Annotated in this window: 17 protein-coding genes; all 17 read right to left on the bottom strand. The window is 47.7% G+C overall.

The features are described 5' to 3' along the window. Window position 1: 1 nt before the first annotated feature. The 17 genes from CEQ48_RS03850 to CEQ48_RS03780 all read right to left on the bottom strand — a co-directional run bounded on the left by CEQ48_RS03850 (window position 2) and on the right by CEQ48_RS03780 (window position 13,806). Complete coding sequence (locus CEQ48_RS03850; RefSeq protein ID WP_000207893.1) at window positions 2-1,207, bottom strand: phage capsid family protein; 1,206 nt, start codon at window positions 1,205-1,207, stop codon at window positions 2-4. A 62-nt stretch (window positions 1,208-1,269) separates the two neighbouring features. Next, entirely contained in the window at window positions 1,270-2,274 is a 1,005-nt protein-coding gene (locus CEQ48_RS03845; RefSeq protein WP_033933208.1) for a hypothetical protein, read from the bottom strand. Window positions 2,275-2,391: 117 nt separating this feature from the next. Further along, window positions 2,392-2,652: a hypothetical protein gene (locus CEQ48_RS03840; protein ID WP_089070563.1), complete on the bottom strand. Its 261-nt coding sequence runs from the start codon at window positions 2,650-2,652 to the stop codon at window positions 2,392-2,394. A gap of 11 nt (window positions 2,653-2,663) precedes the next feature. Further along, a complete protein-coding gene (locus CEQ48_RS03835) occupies window positions 2,664-3,242 on the bottom strand; it encodes a hypothetical protein (protein ID WP_000228309.1) in 579 nt (192 codons plus the stop codon). A gap of 2 nt (window positions 3,243-3,244) precedes the next feature. Continuing rightward, entirely contained in the window at window positions 3,245-3,466 is a 222-nt protein-coding gene (locus tag CEQ48_RS03830) for a hypothetical protein (RefSeq protein WP_000835322.1), read from the bottom strand. A gap of 94 nt (window positions 3,467-3,560) precedes the next feature. Then, complete coding sequence (locus CEQ48_RS20055) at window positions 3,561-3,737, bottom strand: hypothetical protein (RefSeq protein WP_000545258.1); 177 nt, start codon at window positions 3,735-3,737, stop codon at window positions 3,561-3,563. A 4-nt stretch (window positions 3,738-3,741) separates the two neighbouring features. Further along, on the bottom strand, window positions 3,742-3,888 hold the full coding sequence (locus CEQ48_RS20050) for a hypothetical protein (RefSeq protein ID WP_198301077.1): 147 nt from the start codon (window positions 3,886-3,888) through the stop codon (window positions 3,742-3,744). Window positions 3,889-3,897: 9 nt separating this feature from the next. Beyond that, entirely contained in the window at window positions 3,898-4,416 is a 519-nt protein-coding gene (locus tag CEQ48_RS03825; RefSeq protein WP_089070304.1) for a glycoside hydrolase family 108 protein, read from the bottom strand. 68 nt (window positions 4,417-4,484) lie between these two features. Next, window positions 4,485-4,796, bottom strand: a complete 312-nt coding sequence (locus tag CEQ48_RS03820) for a phage holin family protein (RefSeq protein WP_001128531.1) — start codon at window positions 4,794-4,796, stop codon at window positions 4,485-4,487. A 334-nt stretch (window positions 4,797-5,130) separates the two neighbouring features. Next, the gene (locus CEQ48_RS03815) at window positions 5,131-5,994 is read right to left on the bottom strand and encodes an endonuclease/exonuclease/phosphatase family protein (RefSeq protein WP_089070303.1); all 864 of its coding nucleotides are present in this window, start codon (window positions 5,992-5,994) and stop codon (window positions 5,131-5,133) included. Window positions 5,995-6,352: 358 nt separating this feature from the next. Continuing rightward, on the bottom strand, window positions 6,353-8,440 hold the full coding sequence (locus CEQ48_RS03810) for a portal protein (RefSeq protein ID WP_089070302.1): 2,088 nt from the start codon (window positions 8,438-8,440) through the stop codon (window positions 6,353-6,355). Beyond that, window positions 8,437-10,134 (bottom strand): terminase large subunit, encoded by a 1,698-nt coding sequence (locus tag CEQ48_RS03805; protein WP_089070301.1) that lies wholly within the window; start codon window positions 10,132-10,134, stop codon window positions 8,437-8,439. The genes CEQ48_RS03810 and CEQ48_RS03805 overlap by 4 nt, the downstream gene beginning before the upstream one ends. After that, window positions 10,127-10,972 carry a hypothetical protein gene (locus tag CEQ48_RS03800; RefSeq protein WP_089070300.1) on the bottom strand — a complete coding sequence of 282 codons (846 nt, stop codon included), beginning with the start codon at window positions 10,970-10,972 and terminating at the stop codon, window positions 10,127-10,129. Before CEQ48_RS03800 ends, CEQ48_RS03805 begins: the two co-directional genes overlap by 8 nt. A gap of 113 nt (window positions 10,973-11,085) precedes the next feature. Next, window positions 11,086-11,904 carry a TIGR02642 family protein gene (locus CEQ48_RS03795; protein ID WP_089070299.1) on the bottom strand — a complete coding sequence of 273 codons (819 nt, stop codon included), beginning with the start codon at window positions 11,902-11,904 and terminating at the stop codon, window positions 11,086-11,088. Window positions 11,905-11,967: 63 nt separating this feature from the next. Beyond that, a complete protein-coding gene (locus tag CEQ48_RS03790) occupies window positions 11,968-12,936 on the bottom strand; it encodes a helix-turn-helix domain-containing protein (RefSeq protein ID WP_089070298.1) in 969 nt (322 codons plus the stop codon). 168 nt (window positions 12,937-13,104) lie between these two features. Beyond that, window positions 13,105-13,269 (bottom strand): hypothetical protein, encoded by a 165-nt coding sequence (locus tag CEQ48_RS20045; RefSeq protein WP_000532438.1) that lies wholly within the window; start codon window positions 13,267-13,269, stop codon window positions 13,105-13,107. A gap of 300 nt (window positions 13,270-13,569) precedes the next feature. Beyond that, on the bottom strand, window positions 13,570-13,806 hold the full coding sequence (locus CEQ48_RS03780; protein ID WP_089070297.1) for a helix-turn-helix transcriptional regulator: 237 nt from the start codon (window positions 13,804-13,806) through the stop codon (window positions 13,570-13,572). Window positions 13,807-13,815 lie beyond the last annotated feature (9 nt).

Below are 13,815 nucleotides of genomic sequence, written 5' to 3'. Positions count from 1 at the left end.
ACTACAGGTTCACAGCCGTATCGAGCGCAATCACTCCGTGATCGTTCACGCGACCCGTTTTGTCTTTAAAGCGAATTTTCTTGGAGCCATTCATCCAATACACCGTGACTTCGGTACGGTTACCCGCATCCACATCTTCCTCGTGATAACGGAAGGATTGGCCACCTTGCGTTTTTCCCCACGCGTATGCCAACGCCTGCCCGCCGAGTAACATGGCGCGATCTATGGTGGTGGCCGCATTGACTTGACGCACACTGGCTGCTTTATCGTTATTGGAAATCGAGACAACAGAACCAGGATTAAAACGGATCGGCATACCTTTGTATTTGCGCACCAAGATATTGCCCCGCATCAGACAGTCGCCACGAAACACCGGATGATTAAAGTTACGCGATCGGGAAATCGCATTCGCAGTGAGGTTTTGCCAATCTTTACCTGAGGTTGAGGTATAGAAGTCACTCCATTGACGTGGGGTAACACTCAGTAAATAGAAGGGCTCATCACCCGCCATCTTGTCGTCATTAAAACGGATTGGCTGCAGTGGATGAGGCATCTCTTCAAGGTAGAGACCGATATTATCCAATGTTTCAATCGAGAAAATATCCGCCGCATCGAGTCCTTCAAAGGAGGTCGCATCGCCCCCAAAGAAGTGGCGATCATACGTTGGCGGCAAGACATCATTGACCATGATCTCGGCAAACTCAGTATCACTTTCTAATGGCACAATGATGTCATCGGTCGCATAATCCCCCCGCGCTCCGGCAAGGTGCACGGTCGTAACCTGATCTTGCAACGTATTCACGTAATCCGGCAGTAAAGCTCGAGTGAGTTTACGCAGTGGATGGCGAGTCTTTTGCTGCGTCATCTTACCGCCAGAATCCACTTGATGGCGGCCTTGGTTGATTTTCAGTGAGAAGTCCGCGAACTCTAAACTTTCTCCCCGTCCGGCAATTCGGCGATCGCCCATGGTCGGTTTTTTCGTCAAACCATGCACAATCTGCATTTCTACCTCATCCCCTGCCGATTTACTTAAGTCGGCGCAGCGGACAATCGGAGCATGAGGTGAGGTTTGCTCATTGCCTTTTTTATTACTGGTCACACTCTGCGGCGCATCTTCGGTCAACATATTGGTAAACGAGCGATTGCGCAGGGTCGCTTTGAACAGCGCGGTTTCCTGTAACTTCACGCCGTCAGTAATGGTTGTCATACTTTCACTCCAATAAAAAAGCCCCAGCGTGTCAGCTGAGGCTTAGTGTTTGAAAAACGGGTTTAGAATCCAGCGTTATAAAGCAGTTGCTCGATTTGCGCTTCACTGAGAGAGTCAAACAATTTACCCAGCTCTTCGTGGTTAGCACTCTGTACCCGGTTCATCAGATCGGAATCCCCCGTGCGATGAGTATTGCCAAGCTCACTCGGTGACGCAGGCAAAGCGTTTTTCGCTTTACGGCTTGCTTCTTGCGCCGCGCTCAGAGCCTCTTGGGCAGACAATTTCGGCTCATCACCAAATGCCAGTCGTACCCGCTTACTGACCTCTTCAAATCGCTCGGCGTAGCTTCGATTCGCCCATTCAGAACTTGAAGCCAAATGGTCATCAATTTGCTGCGCGGCATTCCAACGCGCCCCACCTTCACTCATCCACGACTGCAGATCCGCGTTTGCTTGTAGCGCCGTCGTCAACTCAGCGTTGTCCACTGGTGCGGCGCTTTCAGTCTCCGGTGGTGTGGTCGAGGCCGCCACCGTGCCGCTAGAAACCAACGCCTCAATTTTGTTATTCATAGCCAAAAAGAAAGGGGCGAGCTCGGGGTAATCCTCCTGTAACGCAGCAAGTTTTTTTTCATCAATGGTGACATCTTCAGGTAAGTCAGCCGGCGCAACGCCCAATTCCTCGAGTTGTTTATTACGTACATCAATCATGCGCTGCGCTTTTTCAAGCTGCGCTGAATGCGCTTTTAACTCTTCAAGCTCTTGGCGAAGCTGAGCTTTTTCTTGCCGCTCTCGCTCGAGCACCTCCATCGGGATAATGTGCTTTTGGTCTTTGGCAAGAATACCGTCTGGCTTTGCGTTAGGCTCTGCAGTTGGCGAGGCTGCATCGGTATCGCCGTCTAAACCTTCCACGCTTTGCGATTGTGAAGAGGGAGCAAGGTGCTCGTCAGCGCCTTGTTCCTTCTCGACTGTTGGGCGACTTTCTTCCGCTTCCATCGATTCCAACAAAGCTTCCAGCTCTTCCAATGTTTCATTACCAGTGACGGCAATCGTGTCTTGATGGGTATTCATGGTGACTCCTTTGATTAGACGTGTCGCTGTCTGTGCGGTTAAGCGCTCTCGAAAAAACGCTTAGCGACAAAAACAACAAAGCCGAGCACAAGGCTCGGCACTGAATACTCATGGGGACTATTGCTCGCTGGACTCGAAATGCTGGCAAACCTGCATGGCGGCAGCGTAATCACAGATCATGCAGGCGTGATTTTGTGTGGCCAGTGCGGTGATAATGGCGCTCGCTTCCAGTTCGACTACTTGGCTCGCCTGACGCATCAACGCCTCTTTTTCTGTATTCAAAAACACCGCCAGCTTATAGCCCTGAACCTTAACCGCATCAGGAAATCGGGATATAAAACGCATTTGCCACTCGGGCAGCGAAAGAAAAGCATACATCTGATAGAGGCTCATACACGTCTCCACATCGCTTTGGTATGGTTGATGATGGTCAGCGAATTACCGTTATCTGGCTGGCTTCTTTGAATAGCACTCTCTTTCTGATCTAAGGGATACACCGCCCCTTGAATGATGAGCTCGCGGATCTGCCCTCTTGTGAAAAGTGAGGTGGTCCAAGAGCGCATCATACGAGTGACGGTGAGCGGCGTTTGAATACCTTCACGGCTGACTTTCCATTCGCCATCAACCCCAATGGAGGCCACGGACCCCACCCGTTTCAGCCGGTAATGATGAGGCTGAGACGCATCAAACTGATTGGTCAACCAAGAGACAATTGCACCACCGATATAGCACTGGATCCCACTGCCACCTTGAAGCAATCGAAAGAAGTTATCGACCGTCTCTCCAGAAAAGAGCGCTTGAAAACTGTCGTTTCTTAACCCTTCGGCCTCAATAGAAATATCAAAATCACCAGTGAAAACCATAGGTTTATCCAATACGGCATATTGCGTTAAACCATCAAAATATGGGGCGTAGCGTTCGCGGCTCACCAAGACTCGGCGTACCCAAAGTGGCTGTTGATCGACCATGCTTACACCAAGGAAAAGAGGGCATTATTTGGAACAAGGTATCCGCTACGCAAGATCACCAGCTCATAGTGACCTGTCGCAGTAAAGGTTTGTGCGGTGATCCGCTCACCATCGAGCTCATATTGCAGTTCGACGGAGCCACCCACCTCAGCTTTTACCAACAACGAACGAAACGGCTTGGATTTATCCACCAATACCGTAAGTTCATGCGCGATACTTTTCATCAATACTCCCGCTTACAACGACTCTAATTCCGCTTTAAAAGCGGCAAGCTTTTCTGCCGAAGCTCGGTCAAGGCAAAGTCCGCCATCAGCGAGCTCAATCACGGTCAGGTTGGTTGGCCACATCGGCGAAGGTTTTCTCACTCCGCTGCACGAGACCACCATTAGCAATATGTTCACTAGGAGAATCGGTTGCCGCTTGTTTACGCGACCGATTAATCGAATCCAAAATCGCATTCACTAGCCTCATCAAAAGGGATAGCCACTCGTGCATTGTGTTACTCGATACACTCCATCACTTCACACACCGCCTGTGACACCAGCGACTGAAACTCCGGCGATATCTGGTAGCCTAATGACAGCATCAGTGCCGCCAATAACGCCACCAACGCTCGGATCACTTTACGGCTTTTCAAAATATCCATAAGTTCCCCTTAAAGGTCATTGTCCATTGCGGCGAATAGCAAGCACTGCGCGACTCGGCGCATCCACCCTCGTCCGTATTCGTTGAAGGTCGAAACTTTGGTGTAAAACGTGATGCGATAGGCGATGTAGCGCATCAATAAATCATTGAGATCCATCGTTTGTGTCGCCGACAGCGTCTTCGGGCCGATAATGCCGTCAGGCTTTTCACCCACTGCGTTTTGCAGCATTTTCACGGCACGATGCCAACCATGCTGCACCGCAGCATCAAAAAGTTGGTATTGCATCGCCGGACGAAAACGCGCCATACCGAGTGCTTGCCACCAATCCTCGAAGTAAATCGCCTTCACCTGCTCATAAGAGAGGTTTTTGATATCAAGATGTGGGTAAGTCATCGCGGCAATACCACGATTGGTGCCCTTAAGCTCACCAACGCCGATACGTCCTCCCGTCCAGTTGCCGCGATCTTTGGGGTCACATTGAAAGCCACCTTCGTGGGGCATGAGACGTTCGAACACCACATCAAACATGACGTTTCTCCAATAAAAAGCCCCCACATCCAACCAAGCATGTGAGGGCAATACAAAGCATTCGGCGTTTAAGGCTGATTTGAGATAGAGCTAATAAATTTGCGCTCAAATATGGCAAGGATCCGCGAGCCTGCGTAACCACTGATACCACAAGCAAACCCCGCCAATTCTTGCGGCCATTCAAAGTACATCGCGGCCAAAGCACACAATGCGCCCGCAAATCCAGAGACGATGATTTGCATCAGCGCTTCTACCCAACGAAAGGGACGATTTTTTTTGCGAATATCGATGATATAAGTCACCAGTCCTCCCCAAATCGCCATCAGCGCAAGGCCTATGGATTGGAGTTGGGTCCAGCTCTCCGGCTCTTTCAATGGCATCTCAACTCCCGACAGCCAATAAAAAACCCCGCCAATGGCAGGGCCCAGAAACAAAAAAGCTGCCCGGAGGCAGCTTTGGTATTGTTGGAAAATCTACCGCAAGTTGGTTGGGAATTCAACTGTTGCGGATAGATGATGAATTTAGTTTGAAAACTTGAGTCATAAGACCTACTAAATTCAAGAATACTCCCTTTCATGAGGGATGGTTATGCCAGCAATCGACCTTATAATAAGATTGCAAAACAATGACCACGACTAAAAAGTTGGTTTATGGATGAAAAACAAAGTTGCCCATAAATTTATTGGCCAACTTCTTGTTATAATTTTTTTGAGTTTATTGCTCAGTAAGTTTCATTTCAACAATCAACGGTAAATGATCTGATATTAAGGCATATGGCTTACTATCAGTCGTTGCTTTATCTGTTGGTTTCGGAACAAAGACACTATTAATATCCCATTTTTGGGCACTCGATGTAAGTATATAGTCAATTTTACGGTCTGGATTCCATGAAGGGGCCGTATATTTTAATTCACTATCTGTATCGTTGTACCACGCTGTTAAATCTTGATACTCTGTTGATTGAGGAGGTAAGTTTAGATCACCTACGATAATAGGAAGGGCGTGTTTGAATTGCCAATATGAAAATTGTGTTTGAAGTGTTCTGACTTGCTCTGCACGTAACGCTTGAGTTGTAAAATCTAGATGAGTAGTGACCAACATAATAGGTGCGGGATAACTAGGAATATTAATTTCCACAGCACAAGCAGCTCTTTGCTCTGCCCCCTCAATATTTGGAAGAATCATACTTTTATTTAATTTTAATTTAAATTTAGATAATACAGCAGTTCCATACTCCCCACCGTCATGCTCTATAGCCTTACAGAAATAAAAGTTCATTCCTAATTTTTTGGCGATATATTCGGCTTGATTGAGAGGGCTTGAGCCACTTTTGCTAAAGTTCTTACCAGAACGTCCGGTCATGTTATCAACTTCTTGTAACCCAATGATATCAACATTCATGTTACGAATCACCTCAACGATAGCATCCGTATCTCCCATCCTAGAAGCCATAATATTATATGAACCAACGCGAATATTGTTCGTTTTCACTGAACCATCTATAAGGAAATCAGAAGCCAAACTAGAAGTCGAAAGAAGTATTAAATTAGTTATTGCAGCAAGATGTGTAAGTTTCATGTGTATCCCTTGTTATTTTTCATGGAAAATTTACATAGAATAATAAGTGAACAAAAAATAATCTTATGTGATATGAATCGCAATAAATGGAATTTAAATAATACAAATATCATTTTTATATCGTAGTCACATGCAAACCCCATATGCACACAGAACACTTTATTATTGATGAGAAACAAGCCGACTTATGCGCAAAACAACCAAATATATACCAAGTTTGGTTTTCTACATTTCACACATGGCAAGTTCAATTGAAACAAAACTTAGCTGCAAGCACTTAGTAAGTTATTTTTAACAACCAAAACTCGCCCTCAAAATCATCGTGAAGCTTGGGATAACAATAAGTAAAATAAATCCTCTACATCTGTTCAATCATGGCCTCTACGGTTTGCAGCATCTGGCTTTGCATTTGAGTCATTTCGAGATTGAGGTTTTCGATTTCTTGCAAAATCCGCTTGGTTTCGGCTTGGGTTTTGGCATTGTCGTAGCGCTGGCTATCGGTTAAACCTTCTTCGCGCTGCGCCTTGGCCATGATGTTCTTTGCTTCGCTTTCCAGTTTGAGGACCTTGGCCTCCATTTCCCGCATCTGCAATTCAAGCTGCTTTTGCTGAAGCTGTTGCTCCTGCTGCTTTTGCGCGGCTAACTCGGCCTGCTCTTCCTCAGTCATATCCTCCGGCTCTTTTTCAATATTCAGCGCCGCGCGGACACGCTCCATAAACTCTTGCTTATTCGGCACATCGGTAAGCTCAAGCACTAAATCAATCACGGTGATTTGTACCTCTGGCGGCAACTGCGCGGTGATCATCATCATTCGCTCTGCCAACTGCGATTTGTAAGCAGCGGTTTGCTGAATGGGAGCGAGCGCAATATGGGCGCGTAAGCGGGTCAAATCATTGGTCAGTAGCCCTTGTTCATCGACATGGTTCATTACCACGGTTTTGCGCTTTCGCTTGTCATTGCGGTTGATCACAATCGCTTTATTGTGCTGCTCACGCATATCCTCAAGGATGTATCCCAATAGCAGTTCACCCAATAGCTGCGATCCAAAGTTGTAGTTATCGTTGATTTCGGCAAGCGTTGTCGCCCCCTGCTCCACCAGATTGGCAATCGCAATCCCACTGGTCGCGTTGGATTCTTGCCCCAAGAAGGCTCCATAAACACCCATGGTATCTTGGATAAGCTTCATCGAATCCTGCATCACATTAAATTGCTGCGCGGCGATATTGAAATCTTGTTGGACCTGAAACACTTCGCTGATGGATTTTTGGTTTTTCCGCTGTGGGTTGAGCTTAATCAGGCCATCGGGTCGTTCAACCTCTTCTAAAATCTGTTGTTGGCTCATATTGGTGGCATCTTCATCCATTAAGACTCGTTTGGCCTGCAGTAACCATGTCAATTTAATGCGCCTAAAGTTGACTTCATCTTGCGCAGGAATGGCTCGAGCAATCAGACCATAGGGCTCACCACTGGCGTCTTTGCGAAATCCCCAAAACGGCACGATGGGAAACTGGCCATTAGGCGCGGCACAGTCACGGCTCAATAAGTGATACATTCCGGCGTACCACTCTTCTTTAATCCGGCTGACTTGAGCCTGCCGCAGTGTGGCTCTCTCCATCGCCAGTGCCATCGCATGAGCCAGATCGTTCGGGTCAAACTCCATCACACGCCCATCTTGGGTTTCAAGCACGGCTTTGCGTTCTATATGACGCACATACACAATCTGCAAACGAATACGCTCACGGTTATGGGATAAATACTCCGAATGATCCCGTGACCAGTGATTAAACGCCTCATGTGCACTGGTCAACAGTGGGTCGAGCCCTTCGAGGTTTTCAACATCAACGAATCCACGCCAATCCTTTTTCGCGTATTCCAGTACCTTCGCTTTATGGGGAACCAAACTCGCGAGCTCATCAATATCGATCCAGCGCATACGCATCACCCAGCGACAATCGCTCCAGTCGGGTTCAGTGGAGAACCAGTCCCAAAATACTTCATCACGAGGGATAAGCTTAATTTTGTATTTAGGCCCGAACGGGTTGGGATTTCGATATGCCTCAACAAAACCCACGCCCGCTTTGATTTGTGACCCATACGCCTCTGAGCGTGCTTTATCGAGTCGACCTAGCCGAGCCGCATCTGCAAACTCGGCATTCACGGCTTCCGCCATCAGTTCCATTTGTTCATCGGGATCATCTGCACACACCAAAAGGTCGGTGCGTGTTTTGGCCTCCATCCCGAGGACACCATCAATGGTCGGCGCAATCAGGTTATGGATTGTGGTGGGCTGGCCACGCTGTTTAAGCTTATCTTTGACTCGCGGATCAAGCTGATCGCCATCGTAGTACGCGGTGGCAACTTTTGCAGCGCTGCGCCAGTCAGGTTGTCCATCAATATCGGAGAGAATACGCAGCATAAAAGTATCGAGTTTTGCGTGTTGCATCATTTGGTCTGCCAATGATTGTTAGAAGGATCGCGTTTGAGGTCTTCTGACTTCACACGCTTTGGCATACGTGCACGGGCTTCTTGGGCGAGCATATGACTCATCACTTGGTCATCAAAACACCCTTCCTGAGCGTTCATCGCTCCCTTTTTGTCGTACACATAGCTGTGGTATTCCGAAATAGTCCCCATCCAACGAATGCCAGAGACGCCGTTTTGAAAGAGCGTCTTCATGCCTTCCGTGAGGATAGGTTTGGATTGTTTGGTGGTTAACCAGCCGAGCTTGACCGTCTCATCATCGTTGTCGCGATCTAGGTATTGCTCTGAATAGATGTAAGGTGTGGGGTAGATTTCTCGAAGCTTTTGAATAAAGGCATGGCCGTGGTTATTGCGCTCAGGCATCACGTAAGCGTTGCCGTATAAAATCGCGATATGTTTAACCAGATAAGCCAATAACTCAGCATCGATATAGCCAAACCAGTGGGCCACTTGCTCACCATCGGATTTTTTCACAACATCGATACTACTGCGGTCGCCATGCTCTAGCCCTTCGGCAATATCCACACCCAGCGCATACTCTTCATCCTCATCAAACATTTCCCACATCAGCAAAAGGTTCATCGCATTACGCTGCATGCGAAGCGGATCGTGACTCTCTATCGAGTGCACCCGAGTTAGGTTTCCCGTCATAGGTTCAAGGTCATAGACCAAGAAGGGGGCAAGAACATCCGCTTCTGCGGCCATAATATGGACAGGATTAAACACCCGACGCCCTGAGGTTAAAAACGCCTCCAGCGGCGTGGACGGGAATTCCTGTTTCATCTCCTCGCCCTGCATGGCTTCTTTCTCGAGATACCACTGCTTTTGCTCATCATCGAGATGGCAGCCCATCGATTTTTCGACTCCGATAAAGTACTCAGCCATCACTTTCGGCACAACGAGCCCATTCATCGGCACTTTTGAACGGTATTTCGGATCTTGCCACCATGCGAAAAAATGAAACTGATAATCCTCGCGGCTCAGCTCTACCCCACTTTTGGCTTGCTCCATAGCGCGCATGCACATGGTATAGAAATCGCCCCCGACACCTTCTGCCGTCGACTCAATAAAACAGATCGCGTTCTGATGTATCGCGTTAAGCGTACCGGTTTTCACCTCTTTGGCTTTGTGTGGGTACTTCGCACAAATTTTGCCATGCTCAGAAATATGCAAGCGCTGCACAGTACCGGAACGAAAGGAGGTGGCAACCTGAATACTTGAGCCGTTCTTAAACACCATGCGCCCACCGTTGGCTCCACTCTTACGCTCTTCGGTTGGGATTGCCGCCTTGAGCCATGCCGGAAGGTTGTCGTAAGGCACTTCCACTTTGGTTCTGAAAATCTCACCCGCGGCTTGTTTGTCCTGCGCGACGATGCCGCACTTAAGCCGTTTATTGAATAGCGCTTCATCGAGTAGGTAGATATCAATGGCGGTCGAAAAACCAAGCTGGCGCGCTTTTAGGATAATGTTGCGATGGCCCATCATCTTAAACAGCAATGCTTGGGCAGGGCGAAGCTTGAACGTCACCAGCTCGCCATCTTCATTCTCTATCTTGTAAAGATGATTGAGCCGCCACCACTTATTGCTCAGCCGAGAAAATAGAAAAGCGCGATCCTGCGCGCTTATCTTCTCTTGAGGGACGTAACCAAGGTTAATCATTCAGTACGAACCCGTCCGACCCCATCTCTTGAATTTCTTGCACAATGTCGGCAATCGCAGTTCCAAGCCCGGCAGACTCTTGTGCAATACGCTCAGCTTCCAATTCCGTTTTCTTCACCTGAGCTTTAGTTCGCAGTAGAGATTCCACGCGCGCCATGTTTCTATCAACAATGTTGTCGGTGCTGACATAGAGCTCATACAGTTTGACGCGTTCAGCCAGCGCCAAGCCCTCCTTGCCAAGCTCGGCTCCTATCTTCTGGTAGGTTTCCATGGCTTTCAGCACCCGCGCCCGACAAAACACAATCTCGTGGTCAATGTCCGAGTTCGCTGCATCAAAAATGGCATCTGGATCATTTAAGCGCTGTGCATAGCCATTGTGTTTGGTTGAGCACTGGTTGCCATGAATAAACCGCCCACTTTCATCGCGTTGATGAGTCGTATCTAGATGCAAAACACGCTGTAAAAATTGCGCATGGGTCGGTTTCGGTGAGTTTTGATCAGTCACGTGATCAGTGAACTGATCAGTTTCACTGATCACTGGTGCTTTGTTATCCTTACCTTTTGATTTAGAAACTTTTTCCTCCCTACCTTTTCCTAACTGATCACATTGAGCGAGCCGTTCCACATCGGGCAAAGAAGTGATAGCACGTGGGGATTGAACGTTTTTTGCGGAGTTTTCGCTGTTTTCGAGTGGCGAATTCAACACCTGCAGATATCGACGCGCCGTGTTGTAATTGATTTGGTTTTGATCGCACCACGCTTTGATTGTGATGCCTGTTTGTTCAAACGCGAGTTTGTACTCTTGTTGCAGCGCTTTCCAATCTCGTTTTGCCATCATTAAGGCTCCGAATTGCGAGCAATAAAAAAGGCCGCATCAAAAGATGCAGCCTCGGTATTGTTGGAAAATCTACCGCAATTACCTTGTCATATCAATGAGCGACTCGAGTTTACTCAATCTTCAAACTCAGCAGATAAGCGCTTTTCAAGCGTCGAAAGTGCCTCGGCTTCATGCCGATACAATTGCGTTCTCCACTCTTGAAGTAGGTGAACAATCGCAGGCCAATGACGAATAATAAACTCTTTGTGAGTCGGCAAAGCTGCACCCAAAAATGAGGATTTCCAATCCGCTTCCGTCGTTCGAAACTCACCTACGCCATCACAACTCTCACAAGGTCGCTGCGTTTTGGGAATAACGCCTGTTGCTTTGCAACGCGGGCATTTTGCTGATTCTGAGGCCTTTTTCTGTGCGTAATCGGCCAATAGCTGCTTCTGCGCATCAATACGAGTTTGGTGTGACGCAATGTTGGCCTGCAAACGACGGCTCTCAAATGGATTGGCTTTGATCTCTATTGCTCGCTCCATCGAGCGCATGGCTTTACTAAGTGCTTCAATCGATTTCTGGGTCCTCGCTGCGTAGGCGCTGTATCGTCGCCAAACCGAAGCCAAACGAGCTTGCTGACTGTCTATCGGAACATTCAACACATCCGCCATGACCAGATAATGCAAATGTTTAAGCTCATTCGAAGCCAAACCGATCTCTAAGCGATGAACCTCCAGTGATCCAAGAAAATCCCTCAATACCACCAACGAATAAGCACAATGCAAGTATTTGGCATTAAGGATTGCCATACCAATAGGATTATCGCGCTGCGCTAAGCCCATCGCACCGAGAAGCTGCTCTTTGGTCGGTCCATTTTTACTGACAGACTCTTCCCATTTCATGGTTCTTGCGGCGCTTAATAGTGTTAAAAGCTCAAGCTTTTTACTCACTGTCGTGACTCCTTACTCTGAGAATATGGTCTAAAAATGGCAAAACGGTATGGGCTCAACACATTAAGGCTCATTCGCTCGCACCGAAAGCTCTCGAAGCCAACTTTCTCGTTGAGCCATCATGGCCTTGATTTTACGCTCAGCCGATTGCGCAGCCTGATCTGATACCGCGGACTTTCGCTGTTTAAATGAAATCAGCGCGACGTTCTCGTTATTAATATCGATTTCAATTTGCTGGATCTTTCGCTTCAACAACTGTGCATCATCAATGGGTTTCGACGCAGCTTGAGACCCCGCGACGATTAGCCCCTTGTCTTGCTCTTTGCAAAGCCAAGCGTGGATAAATCGCTGGATCCCTTGCGCGGTTTTCTGGCGTGTTGGGTTTGCCTGACACCAACCGATCATGTTGCGAAGCTGTTGGCGAATATCAACGGCAGGATAGAGCGAGCGCCACTCCACCAACTGAGATTGGGTCACCGGATACGAAACGTTTTTACCTTTGAGTGGGATCGCAAACACAACCGGATCCAAAATCGGATCAGTTTGAGCACTGAAAAGCGGCGCATCACCTTCTGGTGGATCTATTAATGGATCTATTGATGGTTTATAGCCGAAATCCGACCTACCCCCAGCCGAAATCTGACCTACCCCCTCGGGTAAATTCGTCTGTTCGTATTTCGAATGTTCGAGTTTTGAATGGACGAAATCCGTCTGTTCGAAATCCGACTGTTCATCGGCGGTAGATTTCAATCGCTTCACGGGCAGTTGATACTGGTTATTGGAACGCACTAATCGACCTGAATCGGCTTTCTTGAACTGGTTTCGCTTCACAATCCAGCCCCCCGCTTCCAACTTCTTTAAGGTTGCTTTGACTGTGGTTGGAGATACTCCACTTTTACGAGCGATGGTTTCAATCGAAGGCCAGCACACGCCGGCATCATCAGCATGATCTGCCAGACAAAGCATAATGAGTTTGTCAGAGCCTTTGAAAAGAGAAATATCCCATACGTAGCTCATTACCTTAACGGACATAGTATTACCTCAATGATCAATCTATCCAAAGCTACTGGCCGTCTACGAATAGTTCCCCATGGCCAATAGAAAGCCCGTTCCCTCGCAATCAGAAAGTGATGAAGTAAGCTTGCCACCAACCAGATCCACTCACCGAGCATTCGGTACGGAAAACATGGCATCCTCTTTCTAACCACGAACCAATCCCTCATAGACAGCTTTGACATACAGACGCTTAGCTTCATAAAGGTCAGCCATTTCGTCGTAGGTAATCTCGGTTTGCTGGCCTTTCTCAACTTTGAACAGACGCCATTGAAGATTCTCAATCCGAGCTCTTAATGCTATTCTTCCCATCACTGCTTCTCCGAAGTGGTATGTGAAATTTCCTCGCAAGACTTTTCACTCGGCTTTAAACCGTTGCCGCGGTTTAAAGCCAACTCTCTTTCCTCATCCAATACCCGAAGGTAATGCTCACACTTATCCTTCAATCGCTGAATTTGATCTCTTTCGAAAGTTAATGTCTCCTGCCCCTGCGATAGCGCTACGCGACAGGTATTCACTGTGATACAGGCAAGCTGCTCCACCGTGGTCCAAAATGAGTTTGTTCTCATGCTCTGCACCTCTAGATTTACTGTTTGCTTGGTAGACCAACGACTAACCACTCTTTTTTTCCTGCCGCGTCTCAAAAGCTGGCTCAGGAAAAACATCATCGAATGAACAATTTGCCCCTAGTTCATTCAAAGCTTTAACAATTTTCCATGCCATCTCGTAGCTAGGCTTACGATTACCATTGGCATAGTGATTTACGGCCCCTTGGGAAATACCGATACTTTTCGCAAGCAATCCCTGTGACTTGCCAATGTTTTTAAGAATCTGCTTGATATTGGTCATGTAAACATT

Source organism: Vibrio tarriae, assembly GCF_002216685.1.
GTDB classification, from domain to species: Bacteria; Pseudomonadota; Gammaproteobacteria; order Enterobacterales; family Vibrionaceae; genus Vibrio; species Vibrio tarriae.
The sequence above is the reverse complement of the archived record's forward strand: the minus strand, read 5'-3'. Positions and strand labels throughout refer to the sequence as shown.

Bases quoted from the DNA above. Each gene is read 5' to 3' on its own strand.
- CEQ48_RS03825 (WP_089070304.1), bottom strand. From the start codon at position 4,416: ATGTTTGATGTGGTGTTCGAACGTCTCATGCCCCACGAAGGTGGCTTT.
- CEQ48_RS03830 (WP_000835322.1), bottom strand. From the start codon at position 3,466: ATGAAAAGTATCGCGCATGAACTTACGGTATTGGTGGATAAATCCAAG.
- CEQ48_RS03810 (WP_089070302.1), bottom strand. From the start codon at position 8,440: ATGATGCAACACGCAAAACTCGATACTTTTATGCTGCGTATTCTCTCC.
- CEQ48_RS20050 (WP_198301077.1), bottom strand. From the start codon at position 3,888: ATGGATATTTTGAAAAGCCGTAAAGTGATCCGAGCGTTGGTGGCGTTA.
- CEQ48_RS20055 (WP_000545258.1), bottom strand. From the start codon at position 3,737: ATGCACGAGTGGCTATCCCTTTTGATGAGGCTAGTGAATGCGATTTTG.
- CEQ48_RS20045 (WP_000532438.1), bottom strand. From the start codon at position 13,269: ATGGGAAGAATAGCATTAAGAGCTCGGATTGAGAATCTTCAATGGCGT.
- CEQ48_RS03845 (WP_033933208.1), bottom strand. From the start codon at position 2,274: ATGAATACCCATCAAGACACGATTGCCGTCACTGGTAATGAAACATTG.
- CEQ48_RS03820 (WP_001128531.1), bottom strand. From the start codon at position 4,796: ATGCCATTGAAAGAGCCGGAGAGCTGGACCCAACTCCAATCCATAGGC.
- CEQ48_RS03850 (WP_000207893.1), bottom strand. From the start codon at position 1,207: ATGACAACCATTACTGACGGCGTGAAGTTACAGGAAACCGCGCTGTTC.
- CEQ48_RS03790 (WP_089070298.1), bottom strand. From the start codon at position 12,936: ATGTCCGTTAAGGTAATGAGCTACGTATGGGATATTTCTCTTTTCAAA.
- CEQ48_RS03835 (WP_000228309.1), bottom strand. From the start codon at position 3,242: ATGGTCGATCAACAGCCACTTTGGGTACGCCGAGTCTTGGTGAGCCGC.
- CEQ48_RS03815 (WP_089070303.1), bottom strand. From the start codon at position 5,994: ATGAAACTTACACATCTTGCTGCAATAACTAATTTAATACTTCTTTCG.
- CEQ48_RS03800 (WP_089070300.1), bottom strand. From the start codon at position 10,972: ATGATGGCAAAACGAGATTGGAAAGCGCTGCAACAAGAGTACAAACTC.
- CEQ48_RS03840 (WP_089070563.1), bottom strand. From the start codon at position 2,652: ATGTATGCTTTTCTTTCGCTGCCCGAGTGGCAAATGCGTTTTATATCC.
- CEQ48_RS03805 (WP_089070301.1), bottom strand. From the start codon at position 10,134: ATGATTAACCTTGGTTACGTCCCTCAAGAGAAGATAAGCGCGCAGGAT.
- CEQ48_RS03780 (WP_089070297.1), bottom strand. From the start codon at position 13,806: ATGACCAATATCAAGCAGATTCTTAAAAACATTGGCAAGTCACAGGGA.